The organism is Microbacterium sp. cx-59 (genome assembly GCF_020805625.1).
Classification (GTDB): Bacteria; Actinomycetota; Actinomycetes; order Actinomycetales; family Microbacteriaceae; genus Microbacterium.
Map to the genome: position 1 here is coordinate 148,077 of NZ_JAJHGO010000011.1, position 20,847 is coordinate 168,923.

Sequence of the window (20,847 nt, forward strand, 5' to 3'; positions counted from 1 at the left end):
CGCGACGGCGCCTGATCCGCGCTGCACTCAGGCGTGGGGAGGGATTGCGGCGGCAACCGCATCCTCCACCGTGGGTTGCGCGAAGCGGTAGCCCGTCTTCTCCAGCACGGTCGGGCGCAGGTCCTGATCGTTGGTGAGCAGCGCCTCGGTCGCGTCCCGACCCAGCACGAGAGCCGCGGCGAACGCGGGCACCCGCACCAGGTACGGGCGATTCATCCGGCGCGCGAGCGCGAACCCCAGATCGTTGGACGTCGCCCGGGTCGGCCCGGTGAGGTTGACCGGACCGTCGATATCGGAGTCGATGACGTGGCGGATGGCGCCCACTTCGTCTTCGAGCGAGATCCACGGCCACACCTGGGTACCTCGCCCGATCGGTCCCGCGACGCCGAGCTTCGTCAGCAGCATGAGGGGCTTAAGCACCCCATCGCGGTCGACCACGGGAGCCGTGCGAAGCAGCGACACCCGGGAGTGCGAGCCGGCGGCGCGCGCCGCATCCTCCCACTCCACGCACAGCCGAGCGAGGAACGTGTCGCCGGCGGGGGAGTCCTCGGTCATCACCTCGCCCGGTGCGGAGCCGTAGAACCCGACGGCGCTTCCGGAGACGAACGCGGGCGCGTCGCTCCCGAGCGCGCGCAGGGCGGTGGCGATCGTCCGCGTCGGGGTGAGGCGCGACCAGAGCAGTTCGCTCTTGTAGCCGGGCGTCCAAGGGAACCGCCCGACGCTCGCGCCGTTCAGGGCGACGACGGCATGCGCGCCGGCGAGGACCGACGGGTCGAGCGGCGCAGCATCCGTCAACCACTCCACTTCGCCCGGCGTTCGGGGTGCGCGACGCACGAGGGTCGTCACCGCAACGCCGTCCCGTCGGAGCGAGTCGACGAGCGCGCGGCCGATCAAACCCGATGCGCCGGCGACGACGACACGGCGAGGCTCAGGCAAGGGTCGCCTCGAGCGTGATCTCGATTCCCGCGAGGGCCGCGGAGACCGGGCAACCGGTCTTGGCCTCGGCGGCGATGCGCGCGAAGTCGTCCGCGGAGATTCCGGGTACGGTGGCCTGCACGTTCAGGTGGCTGCCGGTGATTCCGGTGCCGGGGATGAACGTGACGGATGCGGTCGTCTGAATCTGTTCCGGCGGGGTCCCGTTCTCCGCGAGGGAGTGGGCGAGGGCCATGCTGAAGCAGGAGGAGTGCGCGGCGCCGAGGAGTTCTTCCGGCGTCGTGACGGATGTGGAACCCTCGCTGCGGGCCTTCCAGTTGACCGCGAACGGGCCCTGATTGGACGACTCCAGGGCGATCTCACCGGAACCCTGTGCCAGTGTTCCGGTCCACTGCGTGGTCGCTTCGCTCGTCACGCTCATGGCGCGCTCCCTTCGATGGTGGCCGCCGTTCGACCCATCGGACAGGCTAACGCCGTGCGCCGATCGGAGGACAGGGGTTTACCGTGTCGGCCCGTTCATGCTGCGGCGGAGGTGCGGCCGATGAGGCCCGCACGCTGCAGCACGAGATACAGCTGGCATCCGAGGCACAGCCCGAAGACGGCGTTCAGGAACGCGGCCATGAAGGCCGCGGCGGCGGCGATCGGCAGGGCCCACGGCACGCCCGACAGGTGCAGCACGAGGCCGATCACCGTGACGAACAGGCCGACGCCCTGCGCGAAGCGCGGCGGACGGGGGTCTTCGAACTCGGTGGCCGGTCGGAGCCGCGGCTGCACGACCTTCCGGTACAGCACGCCCCACGGTGCTGTCCGCGGTGAGACGACGCCCCACACGAACAGCGCGGCGATCACGGCGAGCAGGATGAAGGCGGGGTCGGAGGCGCGGGCGGCGAGCACTGCGCCCAGCATCCCACCCGGTGCGGCGAGGTCGTTCGACAGCGGCTGGTAGGCGAACCAGCCGAAGGATCGAGACTCGGCCGACACTCCGACGAGCCCGAGGAAGACGTCGACGAGAAGAAGCACGGCGGTGATTCCGGCGACGAAACGCGGGCCGCGCACGTCGATGCGGGGCGGGCGGGACTGATCAGACACGCGCGGTCTCCTCGGTGATGCGGGCGAGTTCGAGTTCGACCACGTCGCGGCCGGGGGTTCCGCCGAAGCGCGTGCGGACGACGCCCTTGCGGTCGAGGATCAGGGTGGTCGGGGTCTGCAGCACCTGGAAGTGCTTGGCGATGTCGGGCCGGTGCGTGAGGTCGACGTCGAGGTGGAGCACCCCGTCGCGCTGAGCGGCGACATCCGCGAGGGTCCGGTGCACTCCGGGGCAGCGACCGCAGAACTCGGTGCTGAACTGCAGGAGCGTCGCACGGTCTCCGAGGGCGTCGGCGCCGAGCCGCTGCGGATCGACGCTTTCGCTCGGATCGACGTGACGGGGCCGGGTCTGCACCCATCGCAGGAGCAGGCCGAGGCCGACGGTGACCGCCAGCAGGGCGGTCAAGACGGCGACGGCAAGGAGAAGGTCCACAGCACTCCACGTTAGTCGCGCTGCCTATGGGTGCGCCCGAATCCACCGAAGATGTCTCGCGCCCGTCATATTCCGACGCAGGGGACGGATGCGGAAGTGTCGGCGGACGCGGTTACGCTGGGCACGTGACGGATGCCGCAGCCCCCTCAGAGGTCCAGTTCCGCAGTGACATGACGGTCGAGCTCGTGCGTTCCAGCGCCTCCGACTCCGATGTGCTGTTCGCCGCCCGGGTGTCGACGCAGGGCGAGCAGACGCTCGGTGACGCCGCCGCCGGCACCGAAGCCACCGGACGCGACCGCGGTCTCATCAACTACCTGATGCGCGACCGTCACGGCTCGCCGTTCGAACACAACTCGATGACCTTCTACGTGCAGGCGCCGATCTTCGTGTTCCGCGAGTTCATGCGGCACCGTATGGCGTCGTACAACGAAGAGTCCGGCCGCTACCGCGAGCTCCGCCCGGTCTTCTACACGCCCGCCCCCGAGCGCAACCTGGTGCAGGTCGGTAAGCCCGGCGCCTACGAGTTCCTGCCCGGCACGGCCGAGCAGACCGCGCTCGTCGCCGAAGAGACCCGCGCCGCATCCGTGCAGGCCTTCGCGGCGTACCAGCGCATGCTGGATGCGGGTGTCGCCCGCGAGGTGGCGCGCATCGTCCTGCCGCTGAACATCTACTCGTCGATGTACGTGACGGTCAATGCCCGGTCGCTGATGAACTTCCTGTCGCTGCGCACCAAGGTCGAGGGAACGCATTTCCCGTCCTTCCCGCAGCGCGAGATCGAGATGTGCGCCGAGAAGATGGAGACGGTGTGGCGCGAGCTCATGCCGCTCACGCACGCCGCGTTCAACGCCAACGGTCGCGTCTCCCCGTAACCCCGCTGACGGCGGGCGCCGTCAGCGCTCGTCGACGTCCACGAGCCATCCGGGCGACGACACTCGGCCCGGATCGCCGCCGTCGTCCGGGTCCGAGTCAGCCGAACCCGGCGACGGCACGGCGGGGCGAGCGCGGAGCCGGCCTGTCCCCGGCACGGGTTCGGACACGGTGATGAAGCGGCTCGGTCTCATGCCGGCGAACACCCCGGCGCCGAGGTCGAAGCTCTGCGCCGTCCACTCCTCGCCGTCCAGCGGCGCGACACTGTCCGGCGGCGCACCGTGCCCGGGGCGACGAAGTTCCTGGCGTTCGACGTACTCCTGGGTGACCGCGTGGATCGCCGTGACGCGGCCCCGCACACGATCCGGGAAGAGCTCTTCGTGGTGGGACTCGACCGCATCCACGCTGCCCGCGATCTCGACGCCGAGCGTGTGGCGGAGCCACTCGTCGGGGCCGCGGTGGAAGATGCCGAAATCGACCTCGTCACCGACGGTGAACGCATCGCCGCAGCAGCTCCACTCCCAGTTCGTCAGCCAAACGCGCGTCATGCGGAGAGAATACCGAGCCGGCTGAGTCGTCGTCAGGCCAGGCGTCCAAGGCGGATGGCGGCGTACGCGACTGCGGCGATCGTCTCGCCGTCGGTGATCTCGCCGCGGGAGATCATCTTCAGCACCTCGCCGAACGGCACCCACCGCACCTCGTCGATGCCCTCTTCGTTCTGGGATGCAGCGGCATCCGCGGCCGGGCGGATTCCCCGTGCGAGGAAGACGTGCTCGGGCGCCTCGGCGATCCCGTTGAGGGCGTTCATCGTGCCGAGGTGTTCCCACGAGTCGGCCGCGAAGCCGGTCTCCTCGCGGAACTCGCGCTGGGCCGCCGCGAGCGGCTCCTCGCCATCCGTCCCACCGGCGGGCACTTCGATGGACGGGCCCGTCGTGTACCGGTCGAGACCGATCAGACAGACCCGCTCGTCGTCGTCAATCGCCACGACGAACACCGCCGGATGCTGCATCCGCACGGCCCCGTAGATGCCCTCTCCGTGGGGCCCGACGACGTCGTCCTCGCGCACGTGGATCCAGCGGTTCTCGTAGACGGTGCGGGTTGCGCGGGTCTGCCAGGCCATGCCCTCACCCTAGGGCGCGGGTGGGCGGGGGTCGGGCGCCCGAGAGTTCGGGTCCGCAGTCGTCGGATCCGGCGCCGCTGACTCGGCACACCTGTCACTCGCATTCACATCAGCCCCACCGGTCCGACGACTCACGACCGCTCGAGGCGATCTCGACGGGTGCGCTGCCGCGGATGCCGCCCGCGGATGCCGCCCGCGGATGCCCCGCCGCACGGGCCACTTGTCCTCCCCACATGGCAGGGTGGGGAGCTCTGTCCCCCAGGTGGCGTCGGGCGCAGTCGCGGGTGCACGGCATCCGGCACAGTGGCGTGATGCGCCCGTCCACCGTCGCCGATGTCGTGAAAGAGAAGGGCGGCGTCTGCCGCAGCCGAGAGCTGATGGTCCGCGGCGCGAGCAGTGATGACCTGCGCCGCGCGGTCGCCGCGGATGCGGTTCTCCGCGTCCGCGAGGGCGTCTACGCGCTGCCGGAGGCGGAGCCGTCCGTCCGGGTCGCGGCACTCCACGGCGGCGAGTCCGCGTGCGCAAGCGCCCTGCGGAGACTCGGGATCTGGGTGTTCGAACCGCAGCAGCGCTCGCACGTCTGGGTCGGTCCGCGGGGGAGAGCGCATCCGCATCCGGGATGCGCCTGCGTCACCCATCGGGACGCGGGAACCTCGACGTTCGGCGTGGTCGGCGTCGTGCAGGCGCTGGTACAGGTCGAGAGGTGCCTCGGCGGCGAGGCGTTCTTCGCCGCCTTCGAATCGGCGTGGCGGCTCGGGCTGCTCAGCACCACGATGCGCGCGGAAGTGCGGGCCAGTCTCCCGGCGCGGCATCGGTGGCTCGTCGACATCGCGCGGCCGAGCGCCGACAGCGGCCTGGAGTCCATCGTGCGGCTGCGGTTTCACCGCCTCGGGATCCCCATGGTGAGCCAGGCCTGGATCGACGATGTCGGCCGGGTCGACTTCCTGATCGACGGGGTGCTGGTGCTCGAGATCGACGGAAAAGAGAACCACGCGCGACCAGAGCAGCGCCACCGCGACCTCCTGCGGGACGCCTCCGCCGCCGCGGGCGGCTACGAGACGCTGCGTTTCGACTACGCGATGGTGCTGTACTCCTGGCCCGTCGTGGAGCGCGCGGTCCTCGCACGGCTCGATGTGATCCGCAGTCGTCGGACTCGCTAGCCCCGGACCGCCCCACGAGCCTCGTTCGTGCACACCTGCCCCACCGGTCCGACGACTGCGGAGAGTACGACGGACGCCGGCCCATACGGCGCCCGCGCCCGCCGCACGCCGCCCGGGTGCGAACCGATACCCTGGAGATATGACGCACACGGGCAACCCCTTCGGACAGGTGCTCGTCGCCCTCATCACACCGATGACTGCCGATGGCGAGGTCGACTGGCCGGCCGTCGAGAAGCACATCGACGATGTCATCTCCTCCGGCGCCGACGGGATCGTCGTGACGGGAACGACGGGGGAGACCTCCACCCTGACCGACCCCGAGAAGCTCCGCCTCGTCGAGGTCGGCAAGGACGTCGCCGCGGGCCGCGCCAAGATCATCACGGGCGGCGGATCGAACGAGACCGCGCACGCGATCGAGTTGTACCGCGCGAGCGAGCGAGCCGGGGCCGACGGCATCATGATCGTCACGCCCTACTACAACAAGCCGACCCAGGCCGGCATCCTCACCCACTTCCGTCTCGTCGCCGACGCGACGGATCTGCCGGTCATCCTGTACGACATTCCGGGTCGCACGGGCGTTCCGATCAAGTACGAGACGATCCTGCGACTCGCGAAGCACCCCAACATCCTCGCCATCAAAGATGCCAAGGGTGACTTCAGCGAAGTGAGCCGCGTGCTCAACCAGACCGATCTGATGTACTTCTCCGGCGACGACGCGAACGTGCTGCCGCACCTCGCGATCGGTGCGACCGGGCTGATCGGGGTTACCGCGAACGTCGCGGCGGCGCCGTACCGCACGATCATCGACGCGGTGAACCGCGGCGACCTCGCTGCCGCCACGGCCGAGCACAAGCGGCTCGAGCCGCTCGTTCGTGCCGTGATGACGCACGTGCCCGGCACCGTGAGTGCGAAGTACATCCTGCACGGCCTCGGCCGCATCTCGAGCCCGCGCGTGCGTTTGCCGCTCGTCGGTCCCGAGGAGTGGGAGGCCGCCCTCATCGAAGACGAGCTCGCGCACGTGAGCGACGTCGCCGACTTCTCCAACTTCCGCCCCGACCGCAATGCGGCCGCGGGCGGTGCCCTGCCCAAGGTGCACGGCACGACACGCTGACAAGAGCTCGCCCCGAGGCGAGCACGAGGAGCCCGCACCGCGCGGGCGGCCGCCGGGAGGCGGTGAGAGCGGATGCGGCGCCCCGCTGCATCCGGGAAGGCACGTTATGGCCACCACTCTGTACGATCCGCCCGCACTCGAATCCGGAACCCTCCGCGTCACGCCGCTCGGCGGACTCGGTGAGGTCGGTCGCAACATGACCGTCTTCGAGTACGACGGCAAGCTGCTCGTCGTCGACTGCGGGGTGCTGTTCCCCGAGGAGCACCAGCCGGGTGTCGACCTGATCCTGCCCGACTTCGCGCCGATTCGCGGACGCCTGAACGACATCGTCGGGATCGTGCTGACCCACGGCCACGAGGATCACATCGGCGCGGTCCCGTACCTGCTGAAGCTGAAGAACGACATCCCTCTGATCGGCTCCGGCCTGACGCTCGCGCTCGTCGAGGCGAAGCTCAAGGAGCACCGCATCAAGTCGTACACGATGACGGTCAAGGAGGGCCAGGAGGAGAAGGTCGGCCCCTTCGATCTCGAGTTCGTGGCCGTCAACCACTCCATCCCGGATGCGTTGGCCGTCGCCATCCGCACGCCCGCCGGCACGGCGCTGGTCACGGGTGACTTCAAGATGGACCAACTGCCGCTCGACGGCCGCCTGACCGACCTCCGCGCGTTCGGCCGCCTCGGCGAGCAGGGCGTGGACCTCTTCCTCGTCGACTCCACGAACGCGGACGTCCCGGGATTCACCCCGCTCGAGCGTTCGATCGGTCCGGTTCTCGACCAGGTGATCGGCAAGGCGCCCCGTCGCGTCATCGTCGCGAGCTTCTCGAGCCACGTGCACCGCGTGCAGCAGGTCATCGATGCCGCCGCCGCGAACGGACGCCGTGTCGCGTTCCTCGGCCGCAGCATGGTGCGCAACATGACGATCGCGGAAGACCTCGGATACCTGAAGGTTCCGGATGGCGTGCTGATCGATTACAAGAAGGCGCGCGACCTTCCCGACGACCGCATCGTCTACATGTCGACGGGCTCGCAGGGCGAGCCGATGGCGGTGCTGTCGCGGATGGCGAACCTCGATCACGCGATCGAGCCCGGCCCGGGTGACACGATCATCCTCGCCTCGAGCCAGATCCCCGGTAACGAGAATGCGATCTACCGCGTGATCGACGGCCTCACGAAGCTCGGTGCGAACGTCGTGCACAAGGGCAACGCGAAGGTGCACGTCTCCGGCCACGCGGCCGCTGGCGAACTGCTCTACTGCTACAACATCCTGAAGCCGAAGAACGTTCTGCCGGTGCACGGCGAGTACCGGCACCTGATGGCGAACGCGAAGCTCGCCCAGGACACGGGCGTTCCCGCGGAGCGCACGATCCTCGGGGAGAACGGCACGGTCGTCGACCTCCGGGACGGCGTCGCGAACGTCGTCGGCCAGCTCGACATCGGGTTCGTGTACGTCGACGGATCGACGGTCGGCGAGATCACGGATGCGGATCTGAAGGATCGCCGCATCCTCGGCGAAGAGGGCTTCATCTCGGTGATCGTGGTCATCGATGCCCAGACCGGACGCATCATCTCCGGTCCCGAGATCCACGCGCGCGGCTTCGCCGAGCAGGACTCGGTCTTCGAGGACGTGAAGCCGAAGATCGCGGCCGCGCTGAGCGAGGCGGCAGCATCCGGCGTCCGCGACACGCACGCGATGTCGCAGGTCGTCCGCCGCACGATCGGTCGCTGGGTGAACCAGCGCCTGCGTCGTCGGCCGATGATCGTGCCGCTCGTGATCGAGGCCTGACCGACTTCTGCGAGAATCTCGCCATGTCCGTGAGGTATCGCATCCGACCCGCCGTGCAGGCGGACGGGGCGTTCCTCGCGGACATGGTCGTCGAAGCGGCCAATTGGCGCTCCGGCGCGACGCGTCCGCGACACGAGGTGCTGGATGCGCCGGAGCACCGCCGCTACGTGTCGGGGTGGATGCGGCCGGGCGATTCGGGGTTCGTCGCCGAGGCCACGACGGGTGAGGGGATCGGCGCCGCCTGGTACCGGATGCTGCCGCGCTCCGCGCCGGGATTCGGCTACATCGCGACGGGGGTTCCCGAACTCATCATCGGTGTGCGTCCGATCTGGCGCGCGCACGGGGTCGGGCGCGCGCTGCTGCGCGAACTCGTGGAACGCGCGAGCGCGGACGGGTACGCGCGCCTCAGCCTGAGTGTCGAGCGCGACAACTACGCCGTGACGCTGTACCGGTCGGAGGGCTTCGTGGTGACGGCGCCGGGCTTCGGCCGCGACACGATGGTGCGACGGCTGCACTGACGCTTCTCCGCGTGGCTACCGGCCGACGTCGGACCTCCCGCCTACCGTGGGGGGATGCCACGAAGTTCCACCTCGACCCGCGGTGCCGTCGCGAAGAGCGGCACAGCCGCCAAGGGCGGCTCGACGCGCGCGCGGAAGCCGGCACCGGCCCCGCAGCGCTACGTCGGAGACGACGAGAAGCCGTCGGTGATCGTCCGCGCGTGGATGGGTGTGGCGCATCTGACGGGCGGCCTGTTCCGCACGTTCGGCCCGGAGACGCTGGAGAAAGACCAGCGTCGCGACGGGTTCCCGTTCCTCCTGGTGCTGCTGGCGGTCGCCGGCGCGGTCACGGAGTGGTTCTTCGTCGGCACCGACATCTCCGCCAACATCAGCGCGTACAGCGTGGGCGGTCTGGTCGGGCGCCTGGCGTTCGTGCTACCCGTCTTCCTCGTCTTCCTCGCCGGCTGGTTGTTCCGGCATCCGTCGTCCGTGCACGACAACGGCCGGATCGGCATCGGCTTCGCCCTCTTCGTCCTCACGATCGCGGGTTTCTGCCATGTGCTCGGTGGGCGTCCGCAACCGAACTCCGGTCTGCCGGCCCTCAGCGAGGCCGGCGGCCTGTTCGGTTGGATGCTGGGCGAGCCCCTCGCGCTCCTACTCACGCAGATCGGCGCCTGCATCCTGCTCGGACTGGTCGCCGCGCTGAGCGTGCTGATCCTGACGAAGACTCCGCCGAACCGCATCGGTCGACGCCTCGGCGATCTGTACGCCTGGATGTTCGGCGCAGAGCGACCCGACCCCGATGCGGCGACGACCGTGCTCGACAGCTCCGCGAAGAAGAACGGTGCGGTCGCCGCGGGCGATGACGACGAGACCGATTCCATCCCGTGGTGGCGCCGGAACAAGACCGGCCGTGAAGAAGACCCGGATGCGGCGCCGGGATCCCAGGATCTGACCGAGCTGCTCTTCTCCGGCGACGCGACGCGCGGCGGATTCGAGCAGGCCATCGAGCCGGTGGCGCCCCCGGCACCCGTGCCGCCGCGACCCCCCGCACCCGACGCGCTCACCGAGGTCATCGACCCGTCCGTCATCGCCGCCGCACAGCGTGCCGTGGCCGGAAGCCGCGCGGCCGGCGGTCTGCAGGACGACGGCGACACGGGTCCTCAGCCCGAACTTCCGGATGCGGCCGGCTTCGGCGGCAGCGGGGATCGGTTGCCCCCGTCCTCGCCCTACGCCCTGCCATCGCTCACCGCGTTGGGGGCGGGAACGCCGCCGAAGACGCGTTCCGAGGCCAACGACATCATCGTGCGCGCGATCATGAGCGTCTTCGAGCAGTTCAGCATCAACGCGCGGGTCACCGGGTTCTCCCGCGGTCCGACGGTGACCCAGTACGAGATCGAACTCGGTCCGGGCGTCAAGGTCGAACGCATCACAGCTCTCACGAACAACATCGCCTACGCGGTGGCGTCGAACGAGGTGCGGATCCTCGCGCCGATCCCGGGTAAGAGCGCGATCGGCGTCGAGATCCCGAACACCGATCGCGAGACCGTGACGCTCGGCGACGTGCTCCGTTCGGGCAATGCGCAGAAGTCGACCCACCCCATGACTATCGGCGTCGGAAAAGACGTCGGCGGTGGTTTCGTCGTGGCGAACCTCGCCAAGATGCCCCACCTTCTCGTGGCGGGTTCCACGGGCTCGGGTAAGTCGAGCTTCGTGAACTCCATGATCACAAGCCTGCTGATGCGGGCGAAGCCGTCCGAGGTGCGGATGGTGCTGATCGACCCGAAGCGCGTCGAGCTCACGTCCTACGCGGGCGTCCCGCACCTGATCACCCCCATCATCACGAACCCCAAGAAGGCCGCGGAAGCGCTGCAGTGGGTCGTGAAGGAGATGGACATGCGGTACGACGACCTCGCGTCGTTCGGCTTCCGCCACATCGACGACTTCAACCGCGCGGTCGTCGCGGGCGACCTCAAGCTGCCCGAGGGCAGTGAGCGCGTGCTGAAGCCGTACCCCTATCTGCTCGTGGTCGTCGATGAGCTCGCCGACCTGATGATGGTCGCGCCGCGTGATGTCGAGGATTCGATCGTTCGCATCACGCAGCTGGCCCGTGCCAGCGGAATCCACCTCGTGCTCGCGACGCAGCGTCCGAGCGTCGACGTGGTCACCGGGCTCATCAAGGCCAACGTTCCGTCTCGGCTCGCGTTCGCGGTGACGAGCGTCACCGACTCGCGCGTCATCCTCGACCAGCCGGGTGCCGATCGCCTGATCGGGCAGGGCGATGCGCTCTTCCTCCCGATGGGGGCATCGAAGGCGATCCGCGTGCAGGGCGCGTGGGTCACCGAAGACGAGATCGAGAAGGTCGTGGCCCACGCCACCGGCCAGGCTCGTCCGGAGTACCGCTCCGACGTCGCCGCAGTCGCGGAGAAGAAGGAGATCGACGCCGACATCGGCGACGACCTCGAGCTTCTGCTGGCGGCCGCAGAGCTCGTCGTGTCTACCCAGTTCGGTTCGACGTCGATGCTGCAGCGCAAGCTCCGCGTCGGATTCGCGAAGGCCGGTCGGCTGATGGACCTGCTGGAGTCCCGAGAGATCGTCGGGCCCTCCGAGGGCTCTAAGGCCCGCGATGTTCTGGTGACGGTGGAGCAGCTCCCCGGCGTGCTGGCGCGCCTGAAGGGCCAGGACGCCCCGGCAGAGCAGGCATCCGCCGATCCCTACGGACCGGATGCGGTCGACTCGCAGTTCGACGGCCACGAGGTCGTCGATGGCGACGAGGGTTCCGAGGACGCCTGGGGTCTCACCGGGCGCGACTGACCGCCCCTCGATCGATAGGCTCGCACCGTGACGGTTCCCCGCCAACTCCCGAACGCCATCACGATCGTCCGCATCCTGTGCGCACCGGTCTTCCTCTGGATGCTGCTCGCTGACGCGGGCCAGGACGGCGCGCTGCGCTGGGGCGCCGCGGCGCTGTTCATCGTGGCGATCGCATCCGATGGCATCGACGGCCACATCGCCCGGTCCAACAACATCGTCACCGACCTCGGAAAGCTGCTGGACCCGATCGCCGACAAGGTCCTGACGGGATGCGCTTTCGTCGGTTTGTCGATTCTCGCGGAGCTGCCGTGGTGGGTGACGGCGGTGGTCCTCTTCCGCGAGATCGGCGTCACGATCTACCGGCTCGTCGTCGTCAGCGATCACGTGCTGGCTGCGGCGTGGATGGGCAAGCTGAAGACCCTCGTACAGGCGGTGGCGCTGTCGCTCGCGCTGCTTCCCCTCCCTGCGCTTCTGGGTGACTGGATCGGGGTCGTGAACACGGTCACGATGTGGATCGCCGTCATTCTCACGATCGCCAGCGGGATCGACTTCATCGTCAGTGAAGTGCGCGGCCGACGCGCCCGTGCGGGGGAGAGCGGCCGTGTCGGCTGACTTCGAAGATCCGGGCATCGACGAATCCACCTCGATCGTCGCCGGGCGCCGGTCAGACGCCGAACGCCTCATCTCCCGTCTCGCCGAACTCGGGTGGACCATCGCGGTCGCGGAGTCGCTGACGGGCGGACTCCTGTGCGCCGAGATCGTCGGCGTCCCCGGAGCATCCGCGCACCTTCGTGGGGGGATGGTGACCTACTCCACCGACCTGAAGGAGCGTCTGCTCGGAGTCGATGGAGCCATCCTCCAACTCGACGGCCCCGTGCAGCCCAAGGTGGCACGCCAGATGGCGGAAGGCGTGCGTGCTGCGCTGGCCGACGGTGCCCGGCACGCCGACGTCGGAGTCTCGACCACCGGGGTCGCAGGGCCCACGTCTCCCGACGGGCAGCCGGTCGGAACCGTGTACGTCGGGGTCTCCACGCCGTTGGGGACACGGGTCGAGCTGCTCCAGCTCGACGGCACGCGCGAGCAGATCCGGACCGAGACCGTGCGGCGGGCGCTGCGTCTGGTGCTGGAGGCGTTGTGAGCGGGAATGCCACGAGCGTTCACACGGTTGTCACAGTCATTCCCACCCGACGCACAGCGCTCGGGATTAGATTGGCAAGACGCAAGGTTGTACCGTTGTCCGTCACGGGCACGGCCAAGACGGTAGGAGGAGGGTGTTCGACATGATCCTGGTTCGTCACGAGATCGGTGAAGTCCTCCGCGACCTCCGCCAGCAGAAGGGCCGCACGCTCCGCCAGGTAGCGAGCCGCGCCAGTGTCGCGCTCGGTTACCTCAGTGAGGTCGAGCGGGGCCAGAAAGAAGCCTCCAGCGAGATCCTCGCGTCGGTGGCCGAAGCCCTTGATGTACCGATCTCGACCATCATGCGTGAAGTCTCCGATCGCCTGTCCGTGCTCGAGGGCCTGACGGTCTTCCCGGACGTCGTTCCCGACGACCTCGTCGCGATGGCGTCGCCCGAACTCTCCCTCCGCTGAATGCGGCGGAGCGAGTTCGACCGCGCCGTCCTCGACGAGTTCGGTTCCCGAGGCGCCTACCTCGTGTCGGATCTGGTGCTGTCGGAGTTCGGTGATCGCACCGCCACGCAGGCGATCGCCGCTGGCGAGCCGCCGCGTGCGGTGTGGCTCGCGCTGTGCGCGGAGATGGATGTTCCGCTCGCGCGCCGCCACGGTGCCGGGCGCCTCGAGCCCCGTCGCGGGTGACGAGAAACGGCCTTCGCGCCGACGGCGTGTCGTCGAATATCCGTTCGACTGACGCGTAGGCTCCTGCACAGACGGTGTCGATGACACGTTTGTCCACGGATGCGGCTGATCCGACCACAATGTCGGAGCCCCCTCATAGCGTGGACAACGTCGAACGACATCCCGCCTTGTCGCAGGACCCGCCCATCCGGGCGGGACGCGACAGCCTACAGGCGACGGACCGCGAGCAATAAGGAGCATCCCATGCCATCACCCGCCGACCGCGAAAAGGCCCTCGAATCGGCCCTCGCCCAGATCGACAAGCAGTTCGGAAAGGGCTCGGTCATGCGGCTGGGCAGCGACGACCGTGCCCCCGTCGAAGTCATCCCGACGGGCTCCATCGCCCTCGACGTCGCGTTGGGCGTCGGCGGCCTGCCGCGCGGGCGCATCATCGAGATCTACGGTCCGGAATCCTCCGGTAAGACCACGCTTACCCTGCACGCGATCGCCAACGTGCAGCGCGCGGGCGGCATCGCTGCGTTCATCGACGCCGAGCACGCGCTCGACCCGGACTACGCCAAGAAGCTCGGCGTCGACATCGATCAGCTTCTCGTCTCCCAGCCCGACACCGGTGAGCAGGCCCTCGAGATCGCCGACATGCTCGTGCGTTCCGGCGCCATCGACCTCGCCGTCATCGACTCCGTCGCCGCGCTCGTGCCGAAGGCCGAGATCGAGGGCGAGATGGGTGATTCGCACGTCGGTCTGCAGGCCCGTCTCATGTCGCAGGCCCTCCGCAAGCTGACCGGTGGACTGAATCAGACGAACACGACGATGATCTTCATCAACCAGCTGCGCGAGAAGATCGGTGTCTTCTTCGGCTCGCCCGAGACCACCGCCGGCGGAAAGGCGCTCAAGTTCTACGCGTCCGTCCGACTCGACATCCGTCGCATCGAGACGCTGAAGGACGGCACCGACGCGGTCGGTAACCGTACCCGCGTCAAGGTCGTCAAGAACAAGATGGCCCCGCCGTTCAAGCAGGCCGAGTTCGACATCCTGTACGGCACGGGCATCTCGCGTGAGGGCAGTCTCATCGACTTCGGTGTCGAGCACACCATCGTGAAGAAGTCCGGCGCCTGGTACACGTACGACGGTGAGCAGCTGGGCCAGGGCAAGGAGAATGCCCGTAACTTCCTGCTCAAGAACCCCGATATCGCGGCCGATATCGAGCAGAAGATCAAGGTCAAGCTAGGAATCGGCGGTGCGCGTGCCGAAGAAGTTCCCGTCGCCGACGAGCTTGCGCAGCGTCGTCCGGCGTGAGCGTGCGTGATTCAGGTGGGGGCGAGTCCGACCGGCTCGCCCCCGTCATCCCGCTGTTCGGCGGTCCCACCCCGGATCGCGGAGCGGCCGAGCGTTCGGATTCCCCGCGGGGGGCTGACGTGAGCGGCGAGTGGCACCGAACGTGGCGAGATGACCGGTCGTCCGGTGGCTCCGCGCCAGCGCCCGTGGCGTTCACCGACGAGACGGAGCCCGTGGCGTTCACCGACGAGACGAGCGGCGCGGACGACGACGCACCCGCAGCCGCGGCGACAGCCGCGGAGGCGTCTCTCCTCCGCAAGCTGCGCGCTCGATCGCTGTCGGTGCAGGAGGCCCGCGTGGTGCTGGGCGGACACGGACTGACTCGTGAGCAGGTCGATGACATTCTGACCGAGACGATTCGACTCGGCTACCTGGATGATCGTGCGCTCGCAGAGCAGCTGGTCCACGCCGGGCAGGACCGTCGTGGACAAGGCCGCCAGGCAATCGGACAGACGCTCTCCAAGCGCGGGGTGCCGCGGGATGTCGCGGATGCGGCGCTCGCTGAGCTTCCGGACGACGACATGGAGCGTGCGCTGGAGTTCGCGCGGCGAAAGGCCGCCGGAATCGGGGGGCGCGACGCGCAGGCGGAACTCCGTCGACTCGCCGGGCAGCTCTCCCGTCGCGGGTACCCGTCCCACGTGGCGCTCAGCGCGGCTCGTCAGGCCCTCGACGAGCGCTGAGCGCACGCGCGCTGAGCGGGTGCCCGCGGGGTGGGCATCCCCGCGGCGAAGGTCGGGGGCAGGACATGACACGGAACGTAGAATGAGCCCATCATGACTGTCCCCTCCAGCGCGCCCACGCTGATCGCACCTTCGCCCGCCGCGTTCACCCCCGACGGCCGTGCCCGTACCTACGAAGTGCGGACGTTCGGCTGCCAGATGAATGTGCACGACTCCGAACGGCTGTCCGGGTCGCTGGAATCCGCGGGATATCTGCCCGTCGAGGCGGGAAGAGAACCCGACGTCGTCGTCATCAACACGTGCGCCGTGCGCGACAACGCGGCCGGAAAGCTTTACGGCACGCTCGGGCATCTGAAGTCCCGAAAAGACGTGCACGAGGGCATGCAGATCGCCGTGGGCGGATGCCTCGCCCAGATGGACAAAGACACGGTCCTCAACAAGGCTCCCTGGGTCGACGTCGTCTTCGGTACGCACAACATGGGATCGCTGCCCGCCCTCCTCGAACGCGCTCGGCACAACGACGAGGCCGAACTCGAGATCCTCGAGGCGCTGGACGTGTTCCCCTCGACGCTGCCCACCAAACGCGACAGTGTCCACAGCGGTTGGGTGTCGATCTCGGTCGGCTGCAACAACACCTGCACGTTCTGCATCGTCCCGAGCCTGCGCGGCAAGGAGAAAGACCGTCGTCCGGGAGACATCCTGAGCGAACTCCGGCTGCTCGCAGACGATGGCGCGCTGGAAGTCACCCTCCTGGGTCAGAACGTCAACTCGTACGGCGTCGAGTTCGGTGACCGGCAGGCGTTCGGCAAGCTTCTGCGGGCCGCCGGTGAGATCGACGGGCTCGAGCGCATCCGCTTCACCAGTCCCCACCCCGCCGCCTTCACCGACGACGTCATCGACGCGATGGCAGAGACCCCGGCGGTCATGCCGCAACTGCACATGCCACTGCAGTCGGGGAGCGACCGCATCCTGAAAGCAATGCGGCGTTCGTACCGCTCCGAGCGGTTCCTGGGCATCCTCGAACGCGTGCGCGCGCGGATGCCGCACGCGGCGATCTCGACCGACATCATCGTGGGCTTCCCCGGTGAGACCGAGGAAGACTTCCAGGAGACCCTGCGGGTCGTGGAGGAAGCGCGGTTCGCCAGCGCCTTCACGTTCCAGTACTCCATCCGGGCAGGGACTCCGGCGGCAACGATGGCCGATCAGATCCCGAAGGAGATCGTCCAGGAGCGGTACGAACGACTCGCCGCCCTGCAAGACCGCATCAGCCTCGAAGAGAACGAGAAGCAGGTCGGCCGCGAGGTCCACGTGCTCGTCTCGGCGAGCGAGGGCAAGAAGAACGCCACGACGCACCGCTTGAGCGGGCGAGCCGAAGACAACCGGCTCGTTCACTTCGACGTGCCGTCGGGGTCGCCCGTGCCCCGCCCCGGAGACGTCGTCACCGTACGCGTGAGCCGCGCGGCGCCGTTCTACCTTCTCGCCGATGCCCCCGACGGGGAGCCCCTGCGCATCCGCCGGACGCGGTCCGGCGATGCATGGGATCGCGCCCAGGCGGCATCGTGCGGTGTCCCGGAGCCGGCGGGCTCGGCGGGCGCACCGCGCGCGGTGTCGCTCGGACTCCCGACGCTCCGCCGCCCGCAGTGACTCGCCCGCCCCGGCTCTGGGTGGTCGCCGGGGCGACCGGCACCGGTAAGACCTCGCTGTCGCTGGCGTTGGCCGAGCACCTCCTCAGCGAGGGCAGAACCGCAGAGATCGTGAACGCCGACGCCATGCAGCTGTACCGCGGCATGGACATCGGCACCGCGAAACTCCCGGTCGCCGAGCGTCGCGGTATCCCGCACCATCTGTTCGACGTGCTCGATGTCACCGACGATGCCGCCGTCGCCTGGTACCAGGATGCGGCACGCGCGGCGATCACCCGGATCCACGCGACCGGTGCCGACGCGGTCCTGGTGGGCGGGTCGGGCCTCTACGTCTCGAGCGTCGTGTTCGACTTCCGGTTCCCGCCACGCGACGAGCAGTTGCGGGCGGAGCTCGAGGGAGAACTCGACCGTTCGGGTCCGGGGGTTCTCTACGAACGACTGCGCATCCTCGACGCCGTGACCGCCGAACGGGTCGATCCCAAGAACGGACGCCGCATCGTGCGCGCCCTGGAAGTCCTCGGCCAAGGACAGCGCACGCACGGCGCTGCTCTGCCGGAGAGTCCGCGGCTCTGGCACGGCGATACCCGGCTCATCGGGGTCCACATCGACCGAGAGGATCTCGTTCCGCGCCTCGATGCGCGCGTGCGGGGAATGTGGGACGCCGGACTGCTCGACGAGGTCCGGGAGCTGCGGACGCGCGGTCTCGACGAGGGCATCACCGCGCGGCGTGCGATCGGGTACGCGCAGGCCATCGCGGAGCTCGACGGAGAGCTCGAGCGCGACGACGCGATCGCCCAGACGCAGGCGCTGACGCGCCGATACGCGCGCCGACAGGTGTCGTGGTTCCGCCGTTACGAAGGGCTGATGTGGGTGCCGCCGACGGAGTCTGCTCGCGTGATCGTGGCGGCAGCGCCGTGAGCGTCCGCATCCGGGCGTTCGACGAGGCCGACACCGCCCAGACCGTCGCACTCTGGCACGCCGCGGGACTGACGCGTCCGTGGAACGATCCCCACCGTGACATCGAGCGAAAACTCCGTGTCCAGCGCGAGCTCTTCCTGGTCGCGGCCGACGGACCGGACATCGTCGGAACCGTGATGGGCGGGTACGACGGCCATCGCGGGTGGCTGTACTACCTGGCGACCGCCGAGACCCACCGCGGGCAGGGCGTGGGCGCCGCCCTCGTCGCCGAGGTCGAGCGGATGCTGCTCGCGATGGGCTGCCCGAAGGTGCAGCTCATGGTGCGGCCCGACAACGCCGGCGCTCGGGGTTTCTACGAGGCGATCGGCTACGAATCGTTCGACACGTGGGCGACCGGCAAGCGCCTCATCGCCGACTGACGCCGCACGCGCGCAGCGGGTACGGGTCCGCCGGACGAGCAGCGCACGGCGCCTAGACTGGAACGCATGTCGCAGACCGTCCCATTCACGAAAGGGCACGGTACCGGCAACGACTTCGTGATTGTCGCTGATCCGGACGGCGCCCTCGACTTCACCGACGACCAGGTCGCCGCGCTCTGCGACCGGCGGTTCGGTATCGGCGCAGACGGGCTGCTGCGCGTCGTGCGTTCGCGTGCGCTCGGCGAGGGCCGCGAGGCCGCCGCATCCGGAGCCGAATGGTTCATGGACTACCGCAACGCCGACGGCTCGACGGCGGAGATGTGCGGCAACGGCATCCGCGTCTTCGCTCGGTACCTCGAGGACCAGGGGCTCGCCGCGGTCGGCGAAGGACTGCGGATCGGCACCCGCGCGGGGATCAAAACGCTCACTCGGAGCGATCGCGGCTATGAGGTGGACCTCGGACCGTGGCGGATCGAGTCCGAGGACGTACTCGTGCGGGCGCACGGCTTGCCGGTACCGCGTCCGGGCGTCGGCGTCGATGTCGGCAACCCCCATGTGGTCGTCGCGGTGTTCGCGGATACCGAACTCGACGACCTCGACCTCACCCGTCGCCCCCTGCTCGACCCCGAGCCGCGTCACGGCGCGAACGTCGAGTTCGTCGTGCCGCGAGACCCTCTCGTTCAGGGCGGCGTCGGCGCCATCCGGATGCGGGTCTTCGAGCGCGGCGTCGGCGAGACCCTGAGCTGCGGCACCGGTGTGGCGGCAGCGGCGCTGGCGGTACGGCACTGGGCCGGGGCGGGTGCCCCCGATGACTGGACCGTCGACGTGCCCGGGGGAACACTCGGGGTGCGGATGCGGGACGGCCATGTGCTGCTCTCGGGACCGACCGCGCTCGTGTTCCATGGCGAGGTCGCGCTGGCCTGACGCCGGATCGCCCCCGCTGCCGGCCGTTACGGCGCTTCCGGCGCGAGGCCTCGCTGTCGTCGACGCGACAGGACCGCGCCGCTCAGTCCGATGGCGCACAGCACGAGACTCGCCGAGAGCACGGTGCCGAATGCTCCCGACGGGCCCGAAGCTTGCGCGAGCTGCCCGGCGACCGCAGCGCCGATCCCGATGCCGACGACCACACCGCTGGCGGTGAGGGTCATGAGGGCGCCGGCGCGTCCGTCCTCAGCGAGCGAGCCCGCCACCCCGAAGATCGTGAGCAGCAGTGGTCCCTGGAACGCGCCGGCCAGCAGCGCAGCGCCGATGACCCACGGAACGCTCGGGGCCAGCAGCATGCACGTCGCCCCCAGTGTCATTCCGGCCGCGGCCGTCGTCCACCTGGTCCAGCGTCCGATGTGACCCGGCAGCACGACCATCGACACGGTTGTCACGGCAGATCCGACGGCCATGACGGCGTAGAGCAGCGCGCCCGCATCGGGAATGCCCGCGCTCTGCGCGAAGGCGGCCAGTCCGGTCTGCGAGCCGCCGAAGAAGACCCCCATCGACACCATCCCGAGGAACGTGACCGCCACGAGAGCCCGACGGCGGCCGTACCCCGGACGGCGCGGCACCGGGGTCGACGGGCGGCGCGGCCGCAGCGGAACCTGCCGGTGCGTGCGGTGGACCGCGAACTGGGTCGCGAAGAGGGCGATCAGGGCGGCGGCGAGCAGGGTGGCCGCCTGCGGGGAGATGAATGCGGCCACGAGTCCGACCAGGGCGGGCCCGAAGATGTAGACCATCTCGTCGATGACCCCCTCGAACGCGAACGCGGCGTCGAGATCGGCGGGGGCGATCGCGAGCCACCGCGCCCGCGACAGCGCCCCCACCTGGGGGAGGGTGAGGCCCGCCACACCGGCGAGGGCGATCGTCACCGCATCCGGCACCACGCCCGCGCCGAACGTGAAGGCGATCAGGAACGACACGTGCAGAACGGTCGCGGTCAGGAGGACCCCGCGCTGTCCGCGGAGGTCTGCGAGAGCCCCCGATGCCGGCGCTCCGACCGCCTCGCCGAGCGCCGCTGCGGCGGCCGCGAAGCCACCGATCGCGATCGACCCGGTCGCCGACGTCGCGAGCGTCAGTATCGCCAGCGGCACCATCGACATGGGGAGGCGGCCCAAGGTCGTGGCGAGGAGATAACTCCATCCCACGCGCTGGGGGAGGACCCGGTACGCAGAGATTCCGCGAACGGGAGAGGGGGAAATCGACACAGCGGCGCTCCAGTTCGGCGCGTCCCCCACCCGGATCGCGCC

At 69.3% G+C, this 20,847-nt stretch carries 23 protein-coding genes; 16 read left to right on the forward strand and 7 right to left on the reverse strand.

Annotation, left to right across the window (positions count from 1 at the left end; genetic code table 11):
• Positions 1 to 27 precede the first annotated feature (27 nt).
• From LMI96_RS15630 to LMI96_RS15645, 4 genes are all read right to left on the reverse strand, one after another.
• Positions 28 to 936, reverse strand: a complete 909-nt coding sequence (locus LMI96_RS15630; protein WP_228362139.1) for a TIGR01777 family oxidoreductase — start codon at positions 934 to 936, stop codon at positions 28 to 30.
• Positions 929 to 1,354, reverse strand: coding sequence for an OsmC family peroxiredoxin (locus tag LMI96_RS15635; RefSeq protein WP_228362140.1), 426 nt, complete (start codon positions 1,352 to 1,354; stop codon positions 929 to 931). Before LMI96_RS15635 ends, LMI96_RS15630 begins: the two co-directional genes overlap by 8 nt.
• A 95-nt stretch (positions 1,355 to 1,449) precedes the next feature.
• A complete protein-coding gene (locus tag LMI96_RS15640) occupies positions 1,450 to 2,022 on the reverse strand; it encodes a DUF4395 domain-containing protein (RefSeq protein WP_228362141.1) in 573 nt (190 codons plus the stop codon).
• A complete protein-coding gene (locus tag LMI96_RS15645) occupies positions 2,015 to 2,452 on the reverse strand; it encodes a thioredoxin family protein (protein ID WP_228362142.1) in 438 nt (145 codons plus the stop codon). Before LMI96_RS15645 ends, LMI96_RS15640 begins: the two co-directional genes overlap by 8 nt.
• Before the next feature lie 170 nt (positions 2,453 to 2,622).
• On the opposite strand from LMI96_RS15645, the gene thyX reads away from it, so the two are divergent.
• A complete protein-coding gene (thyX, locus tag LMI96_RS15650; protein WP_228362183.1) occupies positions 2,623 to 3,321 on the forward strand; it encodes an FAD-dependent thymidylate synthase in 699 nt (232 codons plus the stop codon).
• Between the two features lie 21 nt (positions 3,322 to 3,342).
• On the opposite strand, the gene LMI96_RS15655 is transcribed toward thyX, so the two are convergent.
• Complete coding sequence (locus LMI96_RS15655; RefSeq protein ID WP_228362143.1) at positions 3,343 to 3,867, reverse strand: DUF6578 domain-containing protein; 525 nt, start codon at positions 3,865 to 3,867, stop codon at positions 3,343 to 3,345.
• 32 nt (positions 3,868 to 3,899) lie between these two features.
• Positions 3,900 to 4,439: an NUDIX hydrolase gene (locus LMI96_RS15660; protein WP_228362144.1), complete on the reverse strand. Its 540-nt coding sequence runs from the start codon at positions 4,437 to 4,439 to the stop codon at positions 3,900 to 3,902.
• A 311-nt stretch (positions 4,440 to 4,750) separates the two neighbouring features.
• Here LMI96_RS15660 and LMI96_RS15665 point away from each other — a divergent pair, with 311 nt between their 5' ends.
• The 15 genes from LMI96_RS15665 (at position 4,751) to dapF (ending at position 19,537) form a co-directional block, all read left to right on the forward strand.
• Positions 4,751 to 5,599 carry an endonuclease domain-containing protein gene (locus LMI96_RS15665; RefSeq protein ID WP_228362145.1) on the forward strand — a complete coding sequence of 283 codons (849 nt, stop codon included), beginning with the start codon at positions 4,751 to 4,753 and terminating at the stop codon, positions 5,597 to 5,599.
• 139 nt (positions 5,600 to 5,738) lie between these two features.
• The gene (gene dapA, locus LMI96_RS15670; protein WP_223723429.1) at positions 5,739 to 6,710 is read left to right on the forward strand and encodes a 4-hydroxy-tetrahydrodipicolinate synthase; all 972 of its coding nucleotides are present in this window, start codon (positions 5,739 to 5,741) and stop codon (positions 6,708 to 6,710) included.
• A 106-nt stretch (positions 6,711 to 6,816) separates the two neighbouring features.
• Positions 6,817 to 8,493 (forward strand): ribonuclease J, encoded by a 1,677-nt coding sequence (locus LMI96_RS15675; protein WP_228362146.1) that lies wholly within the window; start codon positions 6,817 to 6,819, stop codon positions 8,491 to 8,493.
• A gap of 23 nt (positions 8,494 to 8,516) precedes the next feature.
• Positions 8,517 to 9,011, forward strand: a complete 495-nt coding sequence (locus LMI96_RS15680; RefSeq protein ID WP_223723431.1) for a GNAT family N-acetyltransferase — start codon at positions 8,517 to 8,519, stop codon at positions 9,009 to 9,011.
• 54 nt (positions 9,012 to 9,065) lie between these two features.
• Entirely contained in the window at positions 9,066 to 11,804 is a 2,739-nt protein-coding gene (locus LMI96_RS15685; protein ID WP_223723432.1) for a DNA translocase FtsK, read from the forward strand.
• Positions 11,805 to 11,831: 27 nt separating this feature from the next.
• A complete protein-coding gene (pgsA, locus tag LMI96_RS15690) occupies positions 11,832 to 12,416 on the forward strand; it encodes a CDP-diacylglycerol--glycerol-3-phosphate 3-phosphatidyltransferase (RefSeq protein ID WP_228362147.1) in 585 nt (194 codons plus the stop codon).
• Positions 12,406 to 12,942 (forward strand): CinA family protein, encoded by a 537-nt coding sequence (locus LMI96_RS15695; RefSeq protein WP_374197493.1) that lies wholly within the window; start codon positions 12,406 to 12,408, stop codon positions 12,940 to 12,942. The genes pgsA and LMI96_RS15695 overlap by 11 nt, the downstream gene beginning before the upstream one ends.
• A 142-nt stretch (positions 12,943 to 13,084) precedes the next feature.
• Entirely contained in the window at positions 13,085 to 13,393 is a 309-nt protein-coding gene (locus LMI96_RS15700) for a helix-turn-helix domain-containing protein (RefSeq protein ID WP_223723434.1), read from the forward strand.
• On the forward strand, positions 13,394 to 13,618 hold the full coding sequence (locus LMI96_RS15705; RefSeq protein WP_228362148.1) for a DUF3046 domain-containing protein: 225 nt from the start codon (positions 13,394 to 13,396) through the stop codon (positions 13,616 to 13,618).
• 243 nt (positions 13,619 to 13,861) lie between these two features.
• Positions 13,862 to 14,914, forward strand: coding sequence for a recombinase RecA (gene recA, locus LMI96_RS15710; RefSeq protein WP_228362149.1), 1,053 nt, complete (start codon positions 13,862 to 13,864; stop codon positions 14,912 to 14,914).
• A 185-nt stretch (positions 14,915 to 15,099) separates the two neighbouring features.
• Positions 15,100 to 15,633 carry a regulatory protein RecX gene (locus LMI96_RS15715; RefSeq protein WP_228362150.1) on the forward strand — a complete coding sequence of 178 codons (534 nt, stop codon included), beginning with the start codon at positions 15,100 to 15,102 and terminating at the stop codon, positions 15,631 to 15,633.
• 93 nt (positions 15,634 to 15,726) lie between these two features.
• A complete protein-coding gene (gene miaB / locus LMI96_RS15720) occupies positions 15,727 to 17,277 on the forward strand; it encodes a tRNA (N6-isopentenyl adenosine(37)-C2)-methylthiotransferase MiaB (RefSeq protein ID WP_228362151.1) in 1,551 nt (516 codons plus the stop codon).
• On the forward strand, positions 17,274 to 18,194 hold the full coding sequence (gene miaA / locus LMI96_RS15725) for a tRNA (adenosine(37)-N6)-dimethylallyltransferase MiaA (RefSeq protein ID WP_228362152.1): 921 nt from the start codon (positions 17,274 to 17,276) through the stop codon (positions 18,192 to 18,194). Before miaB ends, miaA begins: the two co-directional genes overlap by 4 nt.
• Positions 18,191 to 18,613, forward strand: a complete 423-nt coding sequence (locus LMI96_RS15730; protein ID WP_228362153.1) for a GNAT family acetyltransferase — start codon at positions 18,191 to 18,193, stop codon at positions 18,611 to 18,613. Before miaA ends, LMI96_RS15730 begins: the two co-directional genes overlap by 4 nt.
• Before the next feature lie 66 nt (positions 18,614 to 18,679).
• Positions 18,680 to 19,537, forward strand: a complete 858-nt coding sequence (gene dapF / locus LMI96_RS15735) for a diaminopimelate epimerase (protein WP_228362154.1) — start codon at positions 18,680 to 18,682, stop codon at positions 19,535 to 19,537.
• A 26-nt stretch (positions 19,538 to 19,563) separates the two neighbouring features.
• Here the strand turns inward: dapF and LMI96_RS15740 are convergent, their stop codons facing one another.
• Entirely contained in the window at positions 19,564 to 20,835 is a 1,272-nt protein-coding gene (locus LMI96_RS15740) for an MFS transporter (RefSeq protein ID WP_308015784.1), read from the reverse strand.
• Between the last annotated feature and the right edge of the window lie 12 nt (positions 20,836 to 20,847).

Bases quoted from the DNA above. Each gene is read 5' to 3' on its own strand.
- LMI96_RS15685 (WP_223723432.1), top strand. From the start codon at position 9,066: ATGCCACGAAGTTCCACCTCGACCCGCGGTGCCGTCGCGAAGAGCGGC.
- recA (WP_228362149.1), top strand. From the start codon at position 13,862: ATGCCATCACCCGCCGACCGCGAAAAGGCCCTCGAATCGGCCCTCGCC.
- LMI96_RS15635 (WP_228362140.1), bottom strand. From the start codon at position 1,354: ATGAGCGTGACGAGCGAAGCGACCACGCAGTGGACCGGAACACTGGCA.
- dapA (WP_223723429.1), top strand. From the start codon at position 5,739: ATGACGCACACGGGCAACCCCTTCGGACAGGTGCTCGTCGCCCTCATC.
- LMI96_RS15680 (WP_223723431.1), top strand. From the start codon at position 8,517: ATGTCCGTGAGGTATCGCATCCGACCCGCCGTGCAGGCGGACGGGGCG.
- LMI96_RS15660 (WP_228362144.1), bottom strand. From the start codon at position 4,439: ATGGCCTGGCAGACCCGCGCAACCCGCACCGTCTACGAGAACCGCTGG.
- miaB (WP_228362151.1), top strand. From the start codon at position 15,727: ATGACTGTCCCCTCCAGCGCGCCCACGCTGATCGCACCTTCGCCCGCC.
- LMI96_RS15655 (WP_228362143.1), bottom strand. From the start codon at position 3,867: ATGACGCGCGTTTGGCTGACGAACTGGGAGTGGAGCTGCTGCGGCGAT.
- LMI96_RS15700 (WP_223723434.1), top strand. From the start codon at position 13,085: ATGATCCTGGTTCGTCACGAGATCGGTGAAGTCCTCCGCGACCTCCGC.
- LMI96_RS15675 (WP_228362146.1), top strand. From the start codon at position 6,817: ATGGCCACCACTCTGTACGATCCGCCCGCACTCGAATCCGGAACCCTC.
- LMI96_RS15665 (WP_228362145.1), top strand. From the start codon at position 4,751: ATGCGCCCGTCCACCGTCGCCGATGTCGTGAAAGAGAAGGGCGGCGTC.
- LMI96_RS15705 (WP_228362148.1), top strand. From the start codon at position 13,394: ATGCGGCGGAGCGAGTTCGACCGCGCCGTCCTCGACGAGTTCGGTTCC.
- thyX (WP_228362183.1), top strand. From the start codon at position 2,623: ATGACGGTCGAGCTCGTGCGTTCCAGCGCCTCCGACTCCGATGTGCTG.
- dapF (WP_228362154.1), top strand. From the start codon at position 18,680: ATGTCGCAGACCGTCCCATTCACGAAAGGGCACGGTACCGGCAACGAC.